Source organism: Aliiglaciecola lipolytica (assembly GCF_018860635.1).
GTDB lineage: Bacteria > Pseudomonadota > Gammaproteobacteria > Enterobacterales > Alteromonadaceae > Aliiglaciecola > Aliiglaciecola lipolytica_A.
The window spans coordinates 1-18,327 of record NZ_JAHKPT010000014.1 but is presented as its reverse complement, the minus strand read 5'-3'; the positions used below and the strand labels follow the sequence as shown (position 1 = coordinate 18,327).

The window sequence follows — 18,327 nt, the reverse complement described above, 5'->3', positions numbered from 1 at the left end:
TTTAGCTCCCTTTACAGTAGTTAGCGGCATCGGCAAATACCCGTTTAATCTGATATCCACTTCCTTCGAAGTTATCCACCATTGCATCTACTTGTGCCCAATCTTCACTGTCTTGTGGTGCGCGCAAGCATACATTTTGAAAGACTTTTTTAACCTGACATTGAGAAAATTGTGCGCTGTGGGCAAGTTCTTGGCCCATGCTTTTAGCACCGTATCCACTACCTGGAAGACTCGCATCCCAACCCAAGTTTTTATTTAAACCTGCTCGCCAATAGTTGTCCCATTTGTCATCTTGAATCATAAATCCATAGGGGAAGTTATTGCCATTGATTTGGTGTTTAGCGGTGACTCTTGAACCGGTTTCTGGATCTACTTGACCCTCTGTGTTGTAACTTAAGCTGCCGTTTAAACCGTCAGGGTCGGTTTCGCTATCGTAGTTATATTCATAATACGCAAATGCCTGCGCTAAGGGATCCATTCCAGAGTGACAGCCAATACAGGAATTTAAAAATATTCGGCTATCACCACCGGGGCTTCGACTCACATCCTGTCGAATGCGATCAGGCACGCGGCTGGTGTCTTTCACGCCTTCCAAATCTGTGCATAAATGATTGATCAGGGTAAATCGGAACATGGCCCGATTCGTCCCGTCTTTGAAGAATGATTTTGCCGCAGCCCTGGTGGTTAACACCCCTGCGGTAGCACCTTCTGGTAATCCTGTGACCGCGGTTTGTGTCGTAGCAACTAGGCCGTCTTTGAGGTCAATCTCTTGATCCTCTAATGCCTGATAATGGGCGTTGTTATCTATGCCGTATGCAGGAATATCGAGTGTATTGTCGCCGACGTAAAGAATATTACCGCTTAATAACAAACGAAAATCTACATCATCCCTAGCCATGCCTATAACGGTTGCCGTGTAGTCATTCAAAGGTGCAAAAACGTCAGCTTCTTCATTCGTCCAAGGGGTCACCCAGTTTTTCAGGGTAACATTGTAAAAAGCCGAATTATCCATGGCTAAATAGGCGGCCTCTGAATTTTTTCCTAGCTCAATCAAACTGCTCATCTGTTCGAGAGTATTAGAGGTCGCTGGCACGCCCGTTAGGCGATTGTGCATGCGCTGAGCTTGTTCGGTGGGGCCAGCAAAAACACTCATGCTGAAGCACATAAGGGATAATGAAGCCCAACCAAAAAAGTGTCTAGTTAGTTTTTGCAGGAGGAATCTATACTCTCCCTTTTCTGATATTGCTGTTTCCAAGCTGGCGCTCCTCAATACGATACATCTAAAAATAGTCGAATTTGCCAGCAAGGGTAAATATGACAGTCTACTATTGGGTGTTAATTTTAATACCCAAATTACTTTTGGATTAAACAAGCTCAACAAATTATGAGGTTGTTTTTCAGATGGTCCACTCCTAAATAACCTTACGAATTCAGTTGCTCAACTTCACATCTTGAACCTAAGTTGTTGATCTTAAGCTAAGTAGCAGTTTTTAGGCCAGCCCAGTGATTACCGGCATTTGAGACTATTGTTTAGACTCCAGTGGCAGCAAAAGCAATAAATTAGTCTTTATAGCACTACACGAAATATTAAAAGTATTTACTTTATCAACATAGTGCTATGAAAAAATAACAGAAAAACAGTAAGATACTGCATATTGATGAGGAGTTTGATGGCGTGTTGAATCCGCTACACTCATAATAGCGTTAGCGCTGCATAGCGTTTTTATTCGTTTTTTATCGCTGTTTTATTCGCCCAGTGGATTCAATTAAGGTATTAAAAACTATCACTATGCATCAATCCTTAAATTGTTTTGTTAATCACTTAATGAAACACTTTAGCCCATAGAATACCGTTGAATTGTGGTTCAAATTAAATTGAACGAAGGATGTATTAACTGGTATCGGCGAGTTGTCGTGAAGCAGAGACAGTTTAAAGTTTTATGCTTACGATGGATAATTAATACTTTTGAGCTCCACAGAGCTTGAGTAAATAGTTAACACTCTAATCCAGTTGCGAAACAGTTAGTTTCCAACAAATGAAGGTTCAGCGATATTTATGTCACGTATTTTTAGCCGCACAGCAACAGAATTGATTCGCAACACTGCACTTTGTGTAGTTATCTGCTTTTTATTAGTGAGTTGTGGCGGGGAAAATCAGTTAATTTCGTCATCTCAAGAGCCCGATCCCGTGGTTATTGATGTACCTATAGCTTATGTCAAACGCCCGTTACCTTTAGATGAAGATGGCGTGTTAATCACTGACGACTTAAGACAACCTTTTGAATTTTTGCCCGGAGCGGCTTTATATATTAAGCCCCGTGCGTCCGCCAGTGCAGTGGAAACTAACATAACGGACCGCGCTTTTTTCACTGCAGAACAAATCGAACAAGCTACAGAACAAAATCCCTTAGCTGGTTACGACGTGAAAGATGTGGATGTGTCTTATGATTCTGAACGATTAGTGTTTGCTATGCGCGCACCGGAAATTGAAGGGCTAGATGATGATCAACAACCAACTTGGAATATTTGGGAATATAACCGTATTTCTGACCAATTGCGTCGGGTGATCAGCTCTGATATTCAAGCCGAAGAAGGGCAAGATACCGGGCCTACCTATTTGCCCGATGGTCGAATTGTATTTAGCTCAACCCGTCAAGCAGGGAATCAGGCAATATTATTAGATGAAGGCAAACCTCAGTATCTTGGTTTAGACGAAGGCTTAGATGAATATGCGTCAGTGATTCATGTGATGGAGAGTGATGGCTCCAACATTCAGCAAATATCTTTCAATCAAAGTCATGATTTGGATCCGGTTGTACTAACGAGTGGTAAAATTTTGTTTAGCCGTTGGGATCAGGCTGGCAATAATAACAGCATCAATCTTTATCAAATGAACAGCGATGGCTCCGGTCTCGAGATTCTGTATGGCCGTCATAGTCATGCTAGTGAGCGCACAACCCAAAGTTTGCAGTTTGTAAAAGTCAGAGAATTACAAGATGGCAGCATATTAAGTGCGATCCGTCCGTTTGATAGTGACACTATTGGTGGTGATTTTGTCAGTATCGATTACATGAATTACATCGACAACAACCAAAGCATCGCTTCGCAAACAGGTTTATCTGGACCGGCACAAACCCCAGCCCTTTTTGATAATATTGTTATTGATGGCAGCCTTTCGTTGGGTGGCCGATTTGCATCAGTTTATCCACTGTGGGATGGCAGTGGACGAGTTATTTTTAGCTGGAGTCAATGTCGCGTTTATGATCCAGAGCAAGAAATTGCTGAGGGTGAAGTAGTTGAACGTAAAATTTTACCCTGTGACGATAGCCATCTTGAAAACCCAGATATCCAAGAAGCGCCGCTGTTGTTCGGTCTTTGGATGTATGACGGCAATGAAAATACCCAGCTTCCTATTGGTGTGCCTGTTGAAGGTGAAATGTATACCGAAGCGCTGGCGATGGAAGAGCGTGCTTTTCCTGGCAATGCACAAATAGCGGATGAATATGAACAAGCCTTGGCTGATGAAAATCTAGCAAAAGTGCATATTCGTAGTGTCTACGATTTTGCCGGTCTGGATTCTTCTGCACAGGGAATCGCGGCGATGGCCGATCCTACTCAAACACCGGTATTACAGCGTCCAGTGCAGTTTTTAAGGGTAGTCAAATCGGTTTCGATTCCCGATGACGAGGTGAAAGATTTTAGTAATTCCGCATTTGGTCGCAGTCGCAGTCAATTGATGCGTGAAATTATCGGTTATGTCCCTGTTCAACCTGACGGTTCAACCATGTTTGAAGTACCGGCAAATTTACCACTGGCGCTTAGTTTGGTCGATATTGATGGCAAGCGGGTGGGAGCGCGCCACCAAAACTGGTTACAGTTTGCTCCAGGTGAGGTCAAAACTTGTAACGGTTGCCATACACAACAAAGCACACTGCCCCACGGTCGTTTGAGTGCTGAAGCCGAATCCATAAATTTTGGCGCGACTTCCACAGGCGTTCCTTTCCCGAATACTAATCCAGCGTTATTTGCGGACTTGGGTGAAACCATGGCGCAAACTGCAGCCCGGATTAATGGTGCCGATTATCCACAACCTGACTTAGAATTTGTTGATATCTGGACTGATCCTGCGATAACCACGCCAGCGGAATCATTTACTTATTCCTACGCCGACTTATCCTCACCGTTGCCAATTACTGCAGCCTGCGCGACAAATTGGACAAACCTGTGTCGGATTCAAATCAATTATCCCGAATCTATCCATCCCATTTTTGAGGTAACACGTGAGGTGTTTGCTGATGATGGTGTCACGGTAGTCGAAGATAACACCTGTGTGAGCTGTCATTCGCCAACAGATGAAGCTGAAATGCCTCGAGTGCCTGTTGCTCAATTAGATTTGAGTGGTTCGGTTTCTACCGACAACCCAGATTATCTCACTAGCTATCGTGAACTGATGTTTGCCGATGTTGAGCAAGAATTAAATGAAGGCGCCATTGTTGATCGCCTAGTACAGGTGTTTGATGCCAATGGTGACCCCGTTTATGAACTAGATGAAGATGGAGAACTAATTCTTGATGCTGAGGGCAACCCAATTCCAATCTATCGAACGGTAACTGTGGCCAATACTCTAAGCACTAATGGAGCTCGCAGCAGCGCAGCCTTCTTCACGCTCTTCGAGGATGGTGGCAGTCATCAGGGATGGTTAACTAAATCTGAACTGAAACTAATCGCTGAATGGCTGGATATTGGCGCTCAATACTATAATAATCCCTTTGCAGCTCCGGCAGATTAGTTGATGGAAAGTATGGCAAAGTGGATCGCCCTTATCGGGTTAATGTTAATAATAAATACGGCGCATGCCGAAGAACAGTTGCCTGAAGTGCAAATTGTTGAGCCTTATATCGATATGCGCACAGGACCCGCTGTAGGTTATCCAATTTTTCACGTAGCTGAAAAAGGCGAATGGATCAGTATTCTTAAACGTCGCACTAGTTGGTTTAAGGTACGCACTCAAAAAGGCAAAGAAGGTTGGGTGTCGTTAGATGAACTCAAGCTTACTGTGAGCAGTCAGGGTGAGCCTGTACAGATAGAAGATGGCAGTTTTAGTAGCTATCAACAACGTGATTTTGAATTGGGCGCCAGCGGTGGCTCACTAGAAGGTGTGCCGTCGTTAAGTATTTTTGGTGCTTGGGTCGTCACCGAGAATATTGCCGCAGAACTGAGTTATAGCCAAGCATTGGGTGACTTTTCTGAAAACCAATTTGGGTTGTTAAGTGTGACCCACACAACGTTTCCAGAGTGGCGCTTATCGCCGTATTTCCGCCTTGGTTTTGGACAAATTAAAACCAAGCCTACAGCTAATTTAGTGCAATCAGGTGAAGAAACTCGAACCAACGATTTATTGGTTGGTGGGATTGGGGTGCGGTATTACCTAGCGCAGAATTTTGTCGTGAAATTCGAATATCAAAACTTACTTGCGCTGACTGAGCGTGATGAAAATGAGGAGCTTGAAGAGTGGAAACTCGGATTTGCAGTTTTTTTCTAGGGGTCATTTTAATTAGTACAGGCAATTTTGCTTATGCGCAGGCAGATGATCGAGCTGCGGTACAAAACGTGATTGAGCCTGATCTAAAACGCAGAGATATAAATGAGTCGAATATTGATACTGAAGATTTCGAAATTGGCTTATTCGCTGGCGTGATTAGCATCGAAGACTTTTCATCTAGCTCATTAGTTGGAGCACGATTAACTTACCACATTAATGAAGATTTTTTTGTGGAGGCTAGTTATGGTCAAGCAACAGCAGGCGAAACGAGTTTTGAGTTATTAAGTGGCGGCGCGCCTTTCTTAACTGAAGACGAACGAGAATATAGTTATTACGACCTGTCACTGGGTTATAACCTCAATGGCGAAGTGTTTTTAAGCCGTGATTGGGTGTTCAACTCTGCCACTTATTTTACGCTAGGCGCAGGTAGTACAGAATTCGGCGGCGATAATCGTTTCACCGTCAGTGTAGGAGCAGGGTATCGGTTGTTATTAACTGACTATTTTGCAGTACATGTGGGGCTAAAAGACCACATTTTTAATAGTGAAATCATTGGCGAAGAAAAAACAACGCACAACATCGAGTATGGACTCGGTGCCACGTTTTTCTTTTGAGCCTAATAAATAACAGAATATTTGACGGAGTATTGTCATGAATTCAAAACCCTTATCTAACTTTGTTTTATTGTTTATCGCTGTGATGTCTTTAACCATACTAACAGCCTTTACCGCAGGAGCTGCCGAGTTGCAATCAGCGCCAGATTTCACCTTGAAAAGTAATAGCGGTGAAAATTTGCGACTTGAAGAGCAGCAGGGCAATGTGGTCATAGTCAATTTTTGGGCTTCTTGGTGTGCTCCTTGCCGTGAAGAGTTACCGCATTTTGATGCTATGCAAAAAGAATATGAAGATCTTGGTTTTACCGTTTTAGCCGTGAATGTTGATGAGTACCCTGAAAAAGCGAATAACTTGCTCAATGACATTCCCGTTAGCTTTCCGGTCTTGTTCGATAATCAGGATCAAGTGAGCAAGCTTTATGATGTAAGAGCAATGCCAACGACTGTGATAATCGACCGTGATGGTAATAAACGTTTAACCCATTACGGTTATAAAAGCGGTGACGAAGCTAAGTATGAGAAGGTCGTTAAAGCGCTACTTCGAGAGTAAGCACTTACTTTTATAATTGGCTAGATTTTAAAAAATAAAATACACAAGGATTGATGATGAAAAAACAACTGCTTCGATACAGTATGGGTGGCTTGATTTTCACCAGCGTGCTGTTTGTCAGCGGCTGTGCAACTTCCATTGAGCCATGGGTGAAGCCCTATGAACGCGACAATTTGGCTGACCCAATTATGAGTGCAAATCGCAATCCTGTATCTTTTAGTTATACAATGCATGCGTTCCAAGCGCGCGAAGGTGCTCGTGGTGCGGAAGGCGGTGCTGGTGGTGGTTGTGGGTGCAACTAGGGTGAACACTAATATGAACAACCCCAAGCTTGTTATTTACATCCTAATGCCATTGTTGTTGATGGTTTCTAGTACCAGTTACGCAGCAGTTTTACCGCAAGAACGTGCTGATGTGATGTATCACTCCTATGAAGGCGATGGTATGTCCATTGATGGCCCATCGGTGTTGGTGCGCAAACAAATCGGTAATAAAGTGTCGGTTTCAGCAAACTACTATGTAGACATGATTTCCGGCGCATCCATCGATGTATTAGCCACAGCCAGTCCTTACGAAGAAGAGCGCACTGAACATAGCGTGGGGGTTGATTTCCTTCACAATAAAACCTTAATGAATCTTAACTTTACCAGCAGTTCCGAAAACGATTTTGAAGCTCGGTCGGTGCATTTTGGTATTTCTCAAGATTTTTTCGGCGACTTAACCACTTTAAGCATGGGTTATTCAAAAGGTTGGGATGAAGTGGGCAAACGCGGTGATGACAATTTTCTTGAAGAAGCTGAACGTCAACAATTTCAATTCGGTATAACCCAAGTACTCACAAAAAATATGATTGTTGGTATCAACTTCGAAAACATTTCAGACGAAGGTTACTTAAATAATCCCTATCGTGCAGTGCGTTATGTTGATCCGACCGCCGATCGGGGATATCGTTTCGAAACGGAAGTTTATCCAAATACCCGTACCAGTAACGCCGCCGCAATCAATCTGAATTACTATTTACCTTATCGAGCCAGCATTTATGGTGAAGCGAGAGTCTTTTCAGATACTTGGGGAATAGATGCCAATAGTTACAAAATTGGTTATATCCATACCTTTGGTGACAATTGGATTTTGGATTTACGGGTTAGGCAATATCAACAAGGTAATGCTGATTTTTATCAAGATTTATTTGCTCGCAGCGCTGAATTTAATTTTCGTGCCCGTGACAAGGAAATGAGCTCATTTAAAAATACCTCTGTTGGTTTGAGTGTCAGCTATGAATACCGATTTTCTCAGAGTTCTTGGGTAAAAAAAGGTACGATAAATTACGAATTAGACCATCTGCGCTTCCAGTATGATGACTTTAGAAATGTTTTGGCCGATGCACCTGTTGGTGAAGAACCTTTATTTGAATTTTCTGCCAATGTGACACGCTTATATGTGTCGTTTTGGTATTAGGGAACGAGATGAAACTGATGACTTTACGCACTTTTATGCTGACTACTTTATTGTTCTCGATTGTATTTCAAAGCAATGCGCAGCAATCAGATGTCACTGAACAACAGACGGTTGCAAAGCAATTACAACAATTAAGAAAAGAGGTGATTGCGCTTAATCGAGATTTGTTTGTACTTGAGGAAGATTTGCTTTTCCCATCAAGCACTCAACTTGTGGTGTACCTTTCCGTGGATGTAGGTACTTACTTCAAGTTAGATGCGGTGGAATTGAAAATTGACGACAAAGTCGTAACCGAATACCTCTACACAGACCGTCAAGTCGATGCGCTCTACCGTGGTGGTGCGCAACGCTTACATATTGGCAATTTAGCACAAGGGAAACATCAGATTAGTGCGTTTTTTATTGGCTTAGGTCCACAAGGGCGTGAATTTAAAAGAGCGACTAGCTTAACCTTCACTAAAGACTCCGATGCCAAAGCGTTGGAGCTCAATATTAATGACCAAACTGGGAAGCAGCAACCTGAGTTTACAGTGGTAGAACTTTAGTGATTGGAATTTTGTTCAATGGTTAAAAAGTTTTTAATCCTACGAAATTCAATGTTGTCAGTGTTCGCCTGGCTGATGCTCAGTGGACCGGTTTTGTCGGCACAAAAATGTGACACCGTCTTAGTCGATAAAGCATATCAAGAAATTTTGTATTTCTACTTCCAACACGACTTCTATCAAGCCTTAACCCAATTTGAGATACTCCAACAAGCCTGTCCCGACTCGTTATCAAAAATTACCCAGCCAGGAGTCGATCCGCAGCTACTCAAAGGTGGCATTAGCTTAGCTTATGGCCTAGATGACCAAGCGGCTGAGATTTTTAATCAGTTATTGACTAAAGCCGCAACCTTGGAGACACAAACTCAAGCTTGGTTTTTGTTAGGTAAATCATTGTTTGAAAAGCAGCAATACCAAGCTGCATCGACTATTTTGAATAAGATCAATATAGATAATGCTGACCAATATCTACAAACACAAGACAAAGACCAATGGTTATATATGCAAAGTCAGCTGTTCAATTGGCAGACCAGCCAATCTATTACTGTGGCTCGGGACAACAGCTATTGGTTAAATGAATTATCTGATGATTCGGTTTTTCGCCAATACGTGATTTATAATCAAGGTTTGCATCAACTTCAATCTAATCAGTATGTGCAAGGGATTGAAACCTTAGAACAAATTGGCTTATCCGATAGCAGTTTTTTGGACGACTTGCTAGGTGGATGGTGGTCACCGTTAACCGTAGTCGACCAAACTGAAACCGATGCACTGCGAGACCGAGCTAATCTAACAATTGGCTATGCCCATCTTAAAAATCAGCAAGCATTAAATGCATTAGACGCCTTTAATCGAGTTCGACTTGATAGTTTAGATTCTGACTCAGCATTACTTGGTTATGGTTGGGCTGCCGCGCAAAGAGAAGAATATCAAATCGCTTTATCGGCTTGGCAACGTTTACAACAACAACCGCGCAGCAACGAATATGTAATGGAATCGTATTTGGCTTCAGCCTATGCGTTTGAACAGGCATTTGCACCGACTCAGGCATTGGATAATTTACAGCGAGGATTAAAACGCTTTGCCCTAGAAAAAGATTTTTTACGTGCCCATCAACAGGAAATTGACGACCAATATTTTATTCAATTGGCGAAGACCAAGGATTGGTCACTGCAAATACCTGCCCATTTATCATCGATAATGCTCAGTAGCGCATTTCGGAATAAAATAGCTTGGCTGGAAGAGAGTTTAACTCTGCAAGCGCGGTTTGAACGCTGGCAACAGCAGCTTGATACATTCAGTCTAATGTTGGATGAGCGTCAACAAGAAGCGCAGTCACGACAGCAGGCCCTTAAACAAAACGATTTATTGTCTAAATTGCAACAATACCAAATGTTACGAGATTCGCTGCAGGCGAAGTTAGTACAATCTTCAACTGAGCCCAAAATATTAGCCGAGCAGCAAGAGCTGGATTGGCAAGCACGACTTGAACGCGCTCAGCAACGACATAAAGATGTTAGTGATGCTTGGTTAACGTTGAATAAAAAACCTTTGAAACCTCTCTATGCAGACCGTCTAAAACGGTTAGAAGGAATAATGATTTGGAATGCTTCTGAGTCTTACTCTAAAAGACGTTGGCAAGCACAGAAATTGTTAAACGAATTGGATGAATTGATTGCGCAAACCGCACAACAGCAAGCACAACTCATCGCTCGACTAAATCAGACACCTGAATACCCTGCGCAGCGACAACGGATCGCACAACTACAAGAAAATCTTGAGGTGCAGCAGCGACGCAATCAATCTATACAAAGCCAACAGTTGGCAAGTTTAAATTTGTTATTTGTGGAACAAATAAACCAACAAATTGCGCAATTGGAAAGTTATGAGTTACAGGCCCAGTTAGCCGTAGTAAGACTTAACGATAAAGCCTATAGAAAAGCCGAAGCTGACAAACAGGGGGCAAAACAATGAGCCAACCTGTTTATTTTTCACGACTATTTTCAGTCCGTACGCTTCGTTCGTTAGTCTTGCTTATCAGTACTTTTTATTTGCTCGCGTGTGCAGGCATGTTTGACGAACCACCAGCGGTCAATTCTGTGGAAAAACGTAAAACGCTGGGAGAATTCTACTTTGAGCCTGTGACTTTGAATCATGACCCCTTGCCCGATCAGGGACTAAAGACATTGCGCGATGCGTACGTGAGTTTACTGGATATCGTCGAGGATCAAGAAACCATAAAAATCGTACAATATCGTCTGGCGGATTTAGAAGTATTGCTCGCTGAGCAACAGCAAGAGGTTGGTTCCGATCCCATGGATAGGGGTGTTTATGACCTTGCAATTGCCCAATATCAATCAATTTTGGAACGTCATCCTGAACAAAAGGAAAATGCAGAGGTTCTTTATCAATTAGCCAAGGCCCATGATTTGCAAGGTGAGTCGCAGCAGAGTTTGCAAGTAATAGATAGGCTTTTAAGTAAATACCCTCACACCCTTTATTTAGCTGAATTGCAGTTCAGACGCGGTGAAATTCTATTCAACAATAAAGATTACAGTGCGGCTATTCAGGCTTATCAGACCGTGCTCGAACAAGGCCCTTATACTGACTACTTCATGACCGCAGCCTATATGTTGGGCTGGAGCTATTTTAAAGTCGAACTTTATCAAGACGCGTTATTGGCCTTTACTCAACTACTGGATCAAAAATTACCCAATAGCGTGATAGATTTTCAGATGTTGAGACAATTGAATGCTGAACAGCAATTAGAAAAATTGCCGGTTGGAGAAAAGCGGCTAGTCAACGATAGTATTCGTATCATGGCGCTGCTGTTTTCATATCAAGGCGCTGAGCAAAGTATTAAAGCTTTCTATCAGCAAGTAGGCGAACGCCATTACGAAAATTTAGTTTACGACCGTTTAGGTCAACAATTTTTAAACGAAGATCGCTTTAGAGATAGTGCTTTAGTGTATCGAGGTTTTACTGACGTTCATCCAGAGCATAATCAAGCGCCGGTGTTTGCGGTAAAACAAATTGATGCATACATTATTGGTAAATTCCCAACATTCGTATTACCGGCCAAACAAGATTTTGTTGACCAATACGGTATTAACGGACCATTTTGGCAAGATTGGGGACAACTGATTCAAGAAGAAGTAAAACCTTTCTTGAAAGCTTATATTCAAGAACTTGCGCAGTACGAACATAGTAAAGCGCAATTGTTAACCAAGGCCGCCAATCAACCAACGGAAGAGCAGTTAGATAAGGTAGATGACAATCGTCAAAAAGCACAAATTGCTTACGCTCAGGCGGCTAGTTTGTACCGCGAGTTTATTGAAACCTTTCCTCACGATGACTTAACTCCGCAAATTACCTTCAATTTGGCAGAAAGCTTATTTGAAGCTCAAAATTATCAACAAGCCATCACCGCCTATGAAAGATATGCTTACGAATATCTTAATGAACCCAGAGCTGCAGAAGCAGGTTATGCGGCGATTTTATCATTTAGGGCTCTACGAGAAACCTTGACTGATGTTGCCGCGCAACAACACTGGCAGGATGAACAACTTGCTAGCCAACAACAATTTGTCAGTCGATTTAGTGATGATCCTAGAGCCGTGGATGTGCAGTATGACACCATGCAGCAGCTATTTGATTTACAACGTTATTTACCAGCAATCAAAAGCGCAGAAGTTGTTTTGTCTTGGCAGCCAGAGGTCAGTGAGGAACGAAAAATGGCCGGTCAATTAGTGATTGCCCATAGTGAGTTTGCGCTGCAACAATATCAACGAGCTGAATTGAGTTACGAACAAATTTTGGCTGAATTAAACCAAGATGACCCTCTTTATAAGGACATGCTTGAACGATTGGCCGCCAGTATTTATAAACAGGCGGAAGGGAATCTCGCAAAACAATATGTCGCCTTAGCAATCGAAGACTTTTTGAGAGTCATTGCCAAGGCTCCTACCAGTAGCGCACGTGTTAACGCACAATATGATGCGGCAACCTATTTGATGGAATTGAAGCAGTGGCCAGAAGCAATAGGGTTGTTAGAAGACTTCAGAGTACGTTTTGCAGCCCATTCGTTGGCTGAAAACATACAAGATAAACTGATATTTGCCTATCAACAAAACCAAAACTGGTTGCCTGCCGCTAACGAATTGAAACAATTGTGGCAAGCCAATCCAGATTCAGAAGAAGGTCGCGAAGCTCTGTATATTGCTGCCCAATATTATCTCAAGGCCGAGCAACGGGATGCTGCACTTGATAGTTATCGCACCTATGCTCATCGTTATCCGCTGCCATTTAACCAAGTCACTGAAGCACGTTTTCAAATGAGTGAGTTTTATGCGCAAAGCAACGAACAGGCGAAACGACGATTTTGGCTCAAAAAGCTAATTCAAGGTGATGGGCAAGCGAGTGAAGCCCGCACAGACCGTTCACGCTATCTTGCAGCAATGGCTTCTATGGTCTTTGCTGAGGATGACGTACAGGCGTTCAACCGCGTCAAGTTATCCTTGCCCTTGAACAAGAGTTTAACTAAAAAACGCCAAGTATTAGATAAAGCGCTCGATTCTTTAAATGCAACACTGGAATACAAAATCGCTGAATTTAGTACAGTGGCTAATTTTAAAATTGGTGAAATATATGGACAGTTAGCCCGGGACCTAATGGACTCTGAGCGACCTAAAGGCTTGTCTGAGTTGGAATTGGAGCAATATAATATTCTTCTTGAAGAACAAGCCTATCCGTTTGAAGAGCAGGCTATTGGTATCCATGAAGCGAATATTCAGCGCACTTGGCAAGGGGTATACGATCGCTGGGTGAAGGAAAGCTTCGATGCGTTGCGTAAACTGTTACCTGGCCGTTATAACAAACAAGAACAGTTATCGGAGGCCACCAATGCGATTTTCTAACGCGCAGGTAACGAACAAATTTTGGCATTCTGTTGGCTGTTTTTATGCACTATTGGGCTTGATTGTGTTGTTACCTGGTTGTGCCAGTATGGACAGTCTTTTTAGCTCGCCATCGACCTCTGAATCTGCGTCTCAGGAAACGTTGAGTGAGCAACAAACTAATAGCAATGCTATAACCCCAGAAGTTGCCCCTTTGGATCCCATGCAGGTCAAGATTTTAGCATTAAAATCCCAACCAAATTTATATTTGTCAGGCTCTACTGCGGTAAAAGCGTCAGTTAAATACCAATTTGACCAAGCCCTTGCCGCGAAGCAGGCGGGAAACCTCAAACAGGCCAACCAGTTATTGCAAAAATTGATTAGCCAAGAACCCACATTATCCGGTCCTTGGGTACAGTTAGGTGATCTGAAAATGCAACAATTTGCAGACACCGAGAATAACCACGAAGAACAAAAAAAAGCCTATTTAGTTGCTGCTAAGGCGGATTATGAAACGGCCCTTGGCTTGAACCAACATAATTATTTTGCGCATAATCGTTTAGCCAAAGTATTCCGAGAAATGGGCGAGTTTGAGCTAGCTGAACAGCATTATCAATATGCTATTAGCAGTTATCCTGCTTATGACAATGCCTATTTAAACTTGGGAATATTGTATGATTTGTATCTGGGTAAAAAGCAACTAGCACTTGAAAACTACGAGCTTTATCAAGGGTTACAGGACAAGCCTAAACGACAAGTTAGGGGCTGGATAGCTGATTTACAGCGGCAGATTGCAAAATCTCAAAATGGAGTTAACAAATGAAAATTAGACCCAAAATGTTAAGCTTCTCATTCATTACTTTGTTCAGTTCTGTTAGTGTGTTTGCGCAATCTGAGCAGCAACCCTTAGATACTAATCAAGACGAGACAAAATCCAATCAAATAGTCACTGAGGTAAACGGAAAAATACTGATCCAAGATACAATTCGAGGTAATAGGGAACAGCCAAGAGTGTTATCAATTGTGCCTTGGCAACCTCCGCGAGATAAGGCATCCCTACCGAGCCCTTTTGTAAAACGAATAGAACAAGACTTTATGCCGTTAGATCGTGAAGAGTTCACCCGCAAAGTGGAACACTTTGAACGCGCTACGGGTAAAAAATAAAACAATAACTGGCTAACAGCCGAGTAGTAAGTTATTAAAATGATTAACTGTGTGGATAATCACATACGCTAAAAACAGACAGTAATGCGTAGACTGTCGGTATTGCAAAATTAAGGTAATTTTATGGATATTATAGTTCGCTTCTTTCAAGAAGGTGGTTCCTTTATGTTTCCCATTGCTGTGGTTCTGGCATTAGGAGTCGCTATCGCAATTGAGCGCTACGTGTTTTTAAGCAAGGCGAAAAAAACCAATCAAAAAGCATTCAAGTTAATCGAACCTATGTTGGAATCTGCCAACTATGAAGGCATTTTGAATTTTGGCAAAACGAATAAAGCGCCCATCAGTCGCATCATTGGCGCCGGTATCGCCAGAATGTCGTTGAGCCAACGCCGTGAAGATATTGAATACGCCATGGAAGAGGGCTTGATGGAGACGACGCCGCGTTTAGAGAAGCGCACAGCTTACCTAGCTACATTGGCGAATATATCTACTTTGTTAGGCTTGTTAGGGACTATTATTGGTCTTATCGCTGCGTTTTCAGCCGTTGCAACTGCCGATCCATCAGAAAAGGCTAGCTTACTTTCACAAAGTATCTCTGTGGCCATGAATACAACTGCATTTGGCTTGATAGCGGCTATTCCGCTGTTGGCTTGTCATTCTATATTGCAAACTAAAACCACTGAGATTATTGATAGTATGGAAATGGCTGGGGTGAAGTGTTTAAACACCTTGATGGGACGCCAGGCAATTTCTACCCGTTCACGTAACACGGATTAATTCCATATGTTGGGCAGAAAAAAACGTCTGCAAAAGCAGGATGCGGAATTAGATATCACTTCATTTATGAATTTGATGATAGTTTTAGTGCCTGTGTTACTGATGATGATGGTGTTTTCTCGAATCACCGTTTTAGAACTGACGTTACCAGAACTTGGTGAAGCCTCAGAGCAAACTGATTTGGATGAAGAAGACAAACAGTTGGAAATTATCGTGCGTCACTCTGGTCTCGAAGTTTTTTATCCCCAAGGATATTTAGTTAAATCGATTCCAAACTTGGATCAAGAGTATGATTATGAAGCGCTGCAATATGTGTTAAAACAAATTAAACAAACGCTCAAAAATCAAGAATTGGAAAAGAACCAAGCCACATTGTTGCTAGAACATGACATACCTTATCAGGTCATAGTGGCATTAATGGATACCACCCGTTCATATGAAGACGTCGTAGTGGCATCTGTGGTTCAAGCTGAATTGTTTCCACAAATTTCATTGGGTGATGCGCCACTAGAAGACGTTTCTAACCAATCGAACCAAACCCCATAGCAGAGGATTAGCGATGAAAAAATCAGTACGCGCCTCTCGCATGGAGAGACATCACAAGCGCATGGCACAAACGTCCAAACTAAGTTTGGTATCGTTAATGGATATTTTTACGATTCTGGTATTTTTCTTAATGTTTAATGCATCAGATGTGCAGGTTTTACAAACTGATAAAAGTGTTAAATTGCCAGAATCTACAGCCGATACGGCAGCCCAAGAAACCTTAGTTTTGCTGGTAAATGCCCAGCATATTTTACTGCAAGGTCAAAAAATGGCTGACGTTGCTCAGGTGATGTCACAATCTGATGAGATCATTCCTGCACTCGAAAAAGAGCTAACCTATCAAAAAAGTCGCACAAAAATTATTGCGGTTGACAGCAGTGAAGAACAAGATCCAAATGAGATTGCTCGAGCGATTACCATAATGGGTGATCAGGCTATTCCTTACAGTTTACTTAAAAAAATAATGCAAACTTGCGCGCAAGCGGGCTATACCAATATATCTCTTGCGGTAGAGCAACATCTACCAGCTGAGGGGGATAAATGAGTTCCCTAAGTCATTATCAGTTTAGAAGCCAGTTGCCCTGGTCTTCTAGTGAGCAGGAAAACAAATTTTTCAGCAAATTAACCATTGGGGTTTTAGCGATTACCTTTATGCTGGCCCTAATCGTTAAATTGCAGCAGTTACCAGAGCAAACCCGAGAAGAAAAGGAGCGGGTTCCGCCCCAGTTGACTAGAATTATCGAGGCTCAAAAAGTTGAACCACCTAAACCTATAGAGCCGCCTAAACCCATTCCGGAAGAGATTCCTGAGGTTAAAAAAGAGCAGCCAAAAGAACCGCCCAAGCCACCAAAGCCAGAAAAAAAGGCAGAAAAACCGAAAGAAAAACCGCAACCTAAAGTCGAGGTGAAAAAACCAACTGACGCAGAATTAGCCAACCAAGCTAGGGAAAAAGCCAGTCAAAGCGGTTTGCTACAATTTACCGATGATTTGAACAGTATGCGTGAGCAAGCCAATATAAATAATTTGGCGGATACCGAAATGATCAAAGGTGCAGGCAAAACTAATGAACAGCAACGTGCTTTTGTGGGCAAAAAAGTGGCAGATAAAAGTGGCGGTTTAAACACCAGCGATTTATCAACTGACGTGGGAGCAAGAGGCCAATTAGCTGGCCGTAAAACCACAGAATTTGATGCCCCCAATGAAGGTTTAGCGTCTCTTGCTGCTAAAGAGCTAGTCACCGAAGATACTGTGCTAGGCAGTCGAGATATTGAATCGATTCGTAAAGGTTTTGATGTCAACAAAGGTGCCTTGTACACCATTTATCGTCGAGCTTTAAGAGATGATCCCAGTTTACAGGGAAAAATTACGGTTAACCTCGAAATCGCCCCTGATGGTTCTGTGACCAAAGTAAAACTGGTATCTAGTGAATTGGACTTTCCAGAGTTGGAAGAAAAGTTACTTAATCGGATTCGATTGATGAACTTTGGTGCTGATCAAGTAACCGCTACGATTTTGGATTACTCCTTAGACTTTTTCCCATTTTAATTCTCAATATCCTGCAACACGGGCTTTAGCTCGCGGTAAACAATTCAACCTATCCACGGCATAAATGCCGTGCTACTAATGTCCTGTAGCATGGGCTTTTGCCCGTGGCGTATACGATTCAAACAAATCACGGTATAAATACCGTGCTACTAATGTCTGTAGCACGGGCTTTCGCCCGCGGTGACCAATTCAACCAATCCACGGCATAAATACCGTGCTACTAATGTCCTGTAGCATGGGCTTTAGCTCGCGGTAAACAATTCAACCAATCCACGGCATAAATACCGTGCTACTAATGTCTGTAGCACGGCTTTTGGCCCGTGGTGACCAATTCAACCAATCCACGGCATAAATGCCGTGCTACTAATGTCTGTAGCACGGGCTTTCGCCCGCGGTGACCAATTCAACCAATCCACGGCATAAATGCCGTGCTGCTAATGTCTGTAGCACGGGCTTTAGTTCGCGGTAAACAATTCAACCAATTCACGGCATAAATACCGTGCTACTAATGTCTGTAGCACGGGCTTTAGCTCGTGGCATATATGATTCAAACAAATCACGGCATAAATACCGTGCTACTAATGTCTGTAGCACGGGCTTTAGCTCGTGGCATATATGATTCAAACAAATCACGGCATAAACGCCGCGCTACTAATGTCTGTAGCACGGGCCTTAGCCTGAGGGATCCCCACAG

16 protein-coding genes are annotated in these 18,327 nt (G+C 42.6%); 15 read left to right on the top strand and 1 reads right to left on the bottom strand.

Going from position 1 to position 18,327, the window contains the following annotated elements; all coding sequences use genetic code 11:
• Position 1 precedes the first annotated feature (1 nt).
• A complete protein-coding gene (locus KO530_RS06190; RefSeq protein ID WP_252728918.1) occupies positions 2-1,153 on the bottom strand; it encodes a hypothetical protein in 1,152 nt (383 codons plus the stop codon).
• 903 nt (positions 1,154-2,056) lie between these two features.
• Here KO530_RS06190 and KO530_RS06185 point away from each other — a divergent pair.
• The 15 genes from KO530_RS06185 to KO530_RS06115 all read left to right on the top strand — a co-directional run bounded on the left by KO530_RS06185 (position 2,057) and on the right by KO530_RS06115 (position 17,633).
• Entirely contained in the window at positions 2,057-4,789 is a 2,733-nt protein-coding gene (locus tag KO530_RS06185; protein WP_216047546.1) for a hypothetical protein, read from the top strand.
• A gap of 12 nt (positions 4,790-4,801) precedes the next feature.
• Complete coding sequence (locus tag KO530_RS06180) at positions 4,802-5,542, top strand: SH3 domain-containing protein (protein ID WP_252728916.1); 741 nt, start codon at positions 4,802-4,804, stop codon at positions 5,540-5,542.
• Entirely contained in the window at positions 5,512-6,156 is a 645-nt protein-coding gene (locus tag KO530_RS06175; RefSeq protein WP_216047544.1) for an outer membrane beta-barrel domain-containing protein, read from the top strand. Before KO530_RS06180 ends, KO530_RS06175 begins: the two co-directional genes overlap by 31 nt.
• Positions 6,157-6,193: 37 nt before the next feature.
• Positions 6,194-6,706: a TlpA family protein disulfide reductase gene (locus KO530_RS06170; RefSeq protein WP_216047543.1), complete on the top strand. Its 513-nt coding sequence runs from the start codon at positions 6,194-6,196 to the stop codon at positions 6,704-6,706.
• Between the two features lie 56 nt (positions 6,707-6,762).
• On the top strand, positions 6,763-7,008 hold the full coding sequence (locus KO530_RS06165; RefSeq protein WP_216047542.1) for a DUF4266 domain-containing protein: 246 nt from the start codon (positions 6,763-6,765) through the stop codon (positions 7,006-7,008).
• A 13-nt stretch (positions 7,009-7,021) separates the two neighbouring features.
• Positions 7,022-8,164, top strand: coding sequence for a DUF3570 domain-containing protein (locus KO530_RS06160; protein ID WP_216047541.1), 1,143 nt, complete (start codon positions 7,022-7,024; stop codon positions 8,162-8,164).
• Between the two features lie 8 nt (positions 8,165-8,172).
• Positions 8,173-8,709: a hypothetical protein gene (locus KO530_RS06155; protein WP_252728914.1), complete on the top strand. Its 537-nt coding sequence runs from the start codon at positions 8,173-8,175 to the stop codon at positions 8,707-8,709.
• Between the two features lie 51 nt (positions 8,710-8,760).
• Positions 8,761-10,680: a hypothetical protein gene (locus KO530_RS06150; protein ID WP_216047540.1), complete on the top strand. Its 1,920-nt coding sequence runs from the start codon at positions 8,761-8,763 to the stop codon at positions 10,678-10,680.
• Positions 10,677-13,622: a tetratricopeptide repeat protein gene (locus KO530_RS06145; RefSeq protein WP_216047539.1), complete on the top strand. Its 2,946-nt coding sequence runs from the start codon at positions 10,677-10,679 to the stop codon at positions 13,620-13,622. Before KO530_RS06150 ends, KO530_RS06145 begins: the two co-directional genes overlap by 4 nt.
• Positions 13,609-14,424: a tetratricopeptide repeat protein gene (locus KO530_RS06140; RefSeq protein ID WP_216047538.1), complete on the top strand. Its 816-nt coding sequence runs from the start codon at positions 13,609-13,611 to the stop codon at positions 14,422-14,424. The genes KO530_RS06145 and KO530_RS06140 overlap by 14 nt, the downstream gene beginning before the upstream one ends.
• The gene (locus KO530_RS06135) at positions 14,421-14,765 is read left to right on the top strand and encodes a hypothetical protein (protein WP_216047537.1); all 345 of its coding nucleotides are present in this window, start codon (positions 14,421-14,423) and stop codon (positions 14,763-14,765) included. The genes KO530_RS06140 and KO530_RS06135 overlap by 4 nt, the downstream gene beginning before the upstream one ends.
• Positions 14,766-14,888: 123 nt before the next feature.
• Complete coding sequence (locus KO530_RS06130; RefSeq protein ID WP_216047536.1) at positions 14,889-15,542, top strand: MotA/TolQ/ExbB proton channel family protein; 654 nt, start codon at positions 14,889-14,891, stop codon at positions 15,540-15,542.
• A gap of 6 nt (positions 15,543-15,548) precedes the next feature.
• Positions 15,549-16,088 carry an ExbD/TolR family protein gene (locus KO530_RS06125; RefSeq protein WP_216047535.1) on the top strand — a complete coding sequence of 180 codons (540 nt, stop codon included), beginning with the start codon at positions 15,549-15,551 and terminating at the stop codon, positions 16,086-16,088.
• Positions 16,089-16,101: 13 nt separating this feature from the next.
• Positions 16,102-16,632 carry an ExbD/TolR family protein gene (locus KO530_RS06120; protein WP_216047534.1) on the top strand — a complete coding sequence of 177 codons (531 nt, stop codon included), beginning with the start codon at positions 16,102-16,104 and terminating at the stop codon, positions 16,630-16,632.
• Entirely contained in the window at positions 16,629-17,633 is a 1,005-nt protein-coding gene (locus KO530_RS06115) for an AgmX/PglI C-terminal domain-containing protein (protein ID WP_216047533.1), read from the top strand. Before KO530_RS06120 ends, KO530_RS06115 begins: the two co-directional genes overlap by 4 nt.
• Positions 17,634-18,327 lie beyond the last annotated feature (694 nt).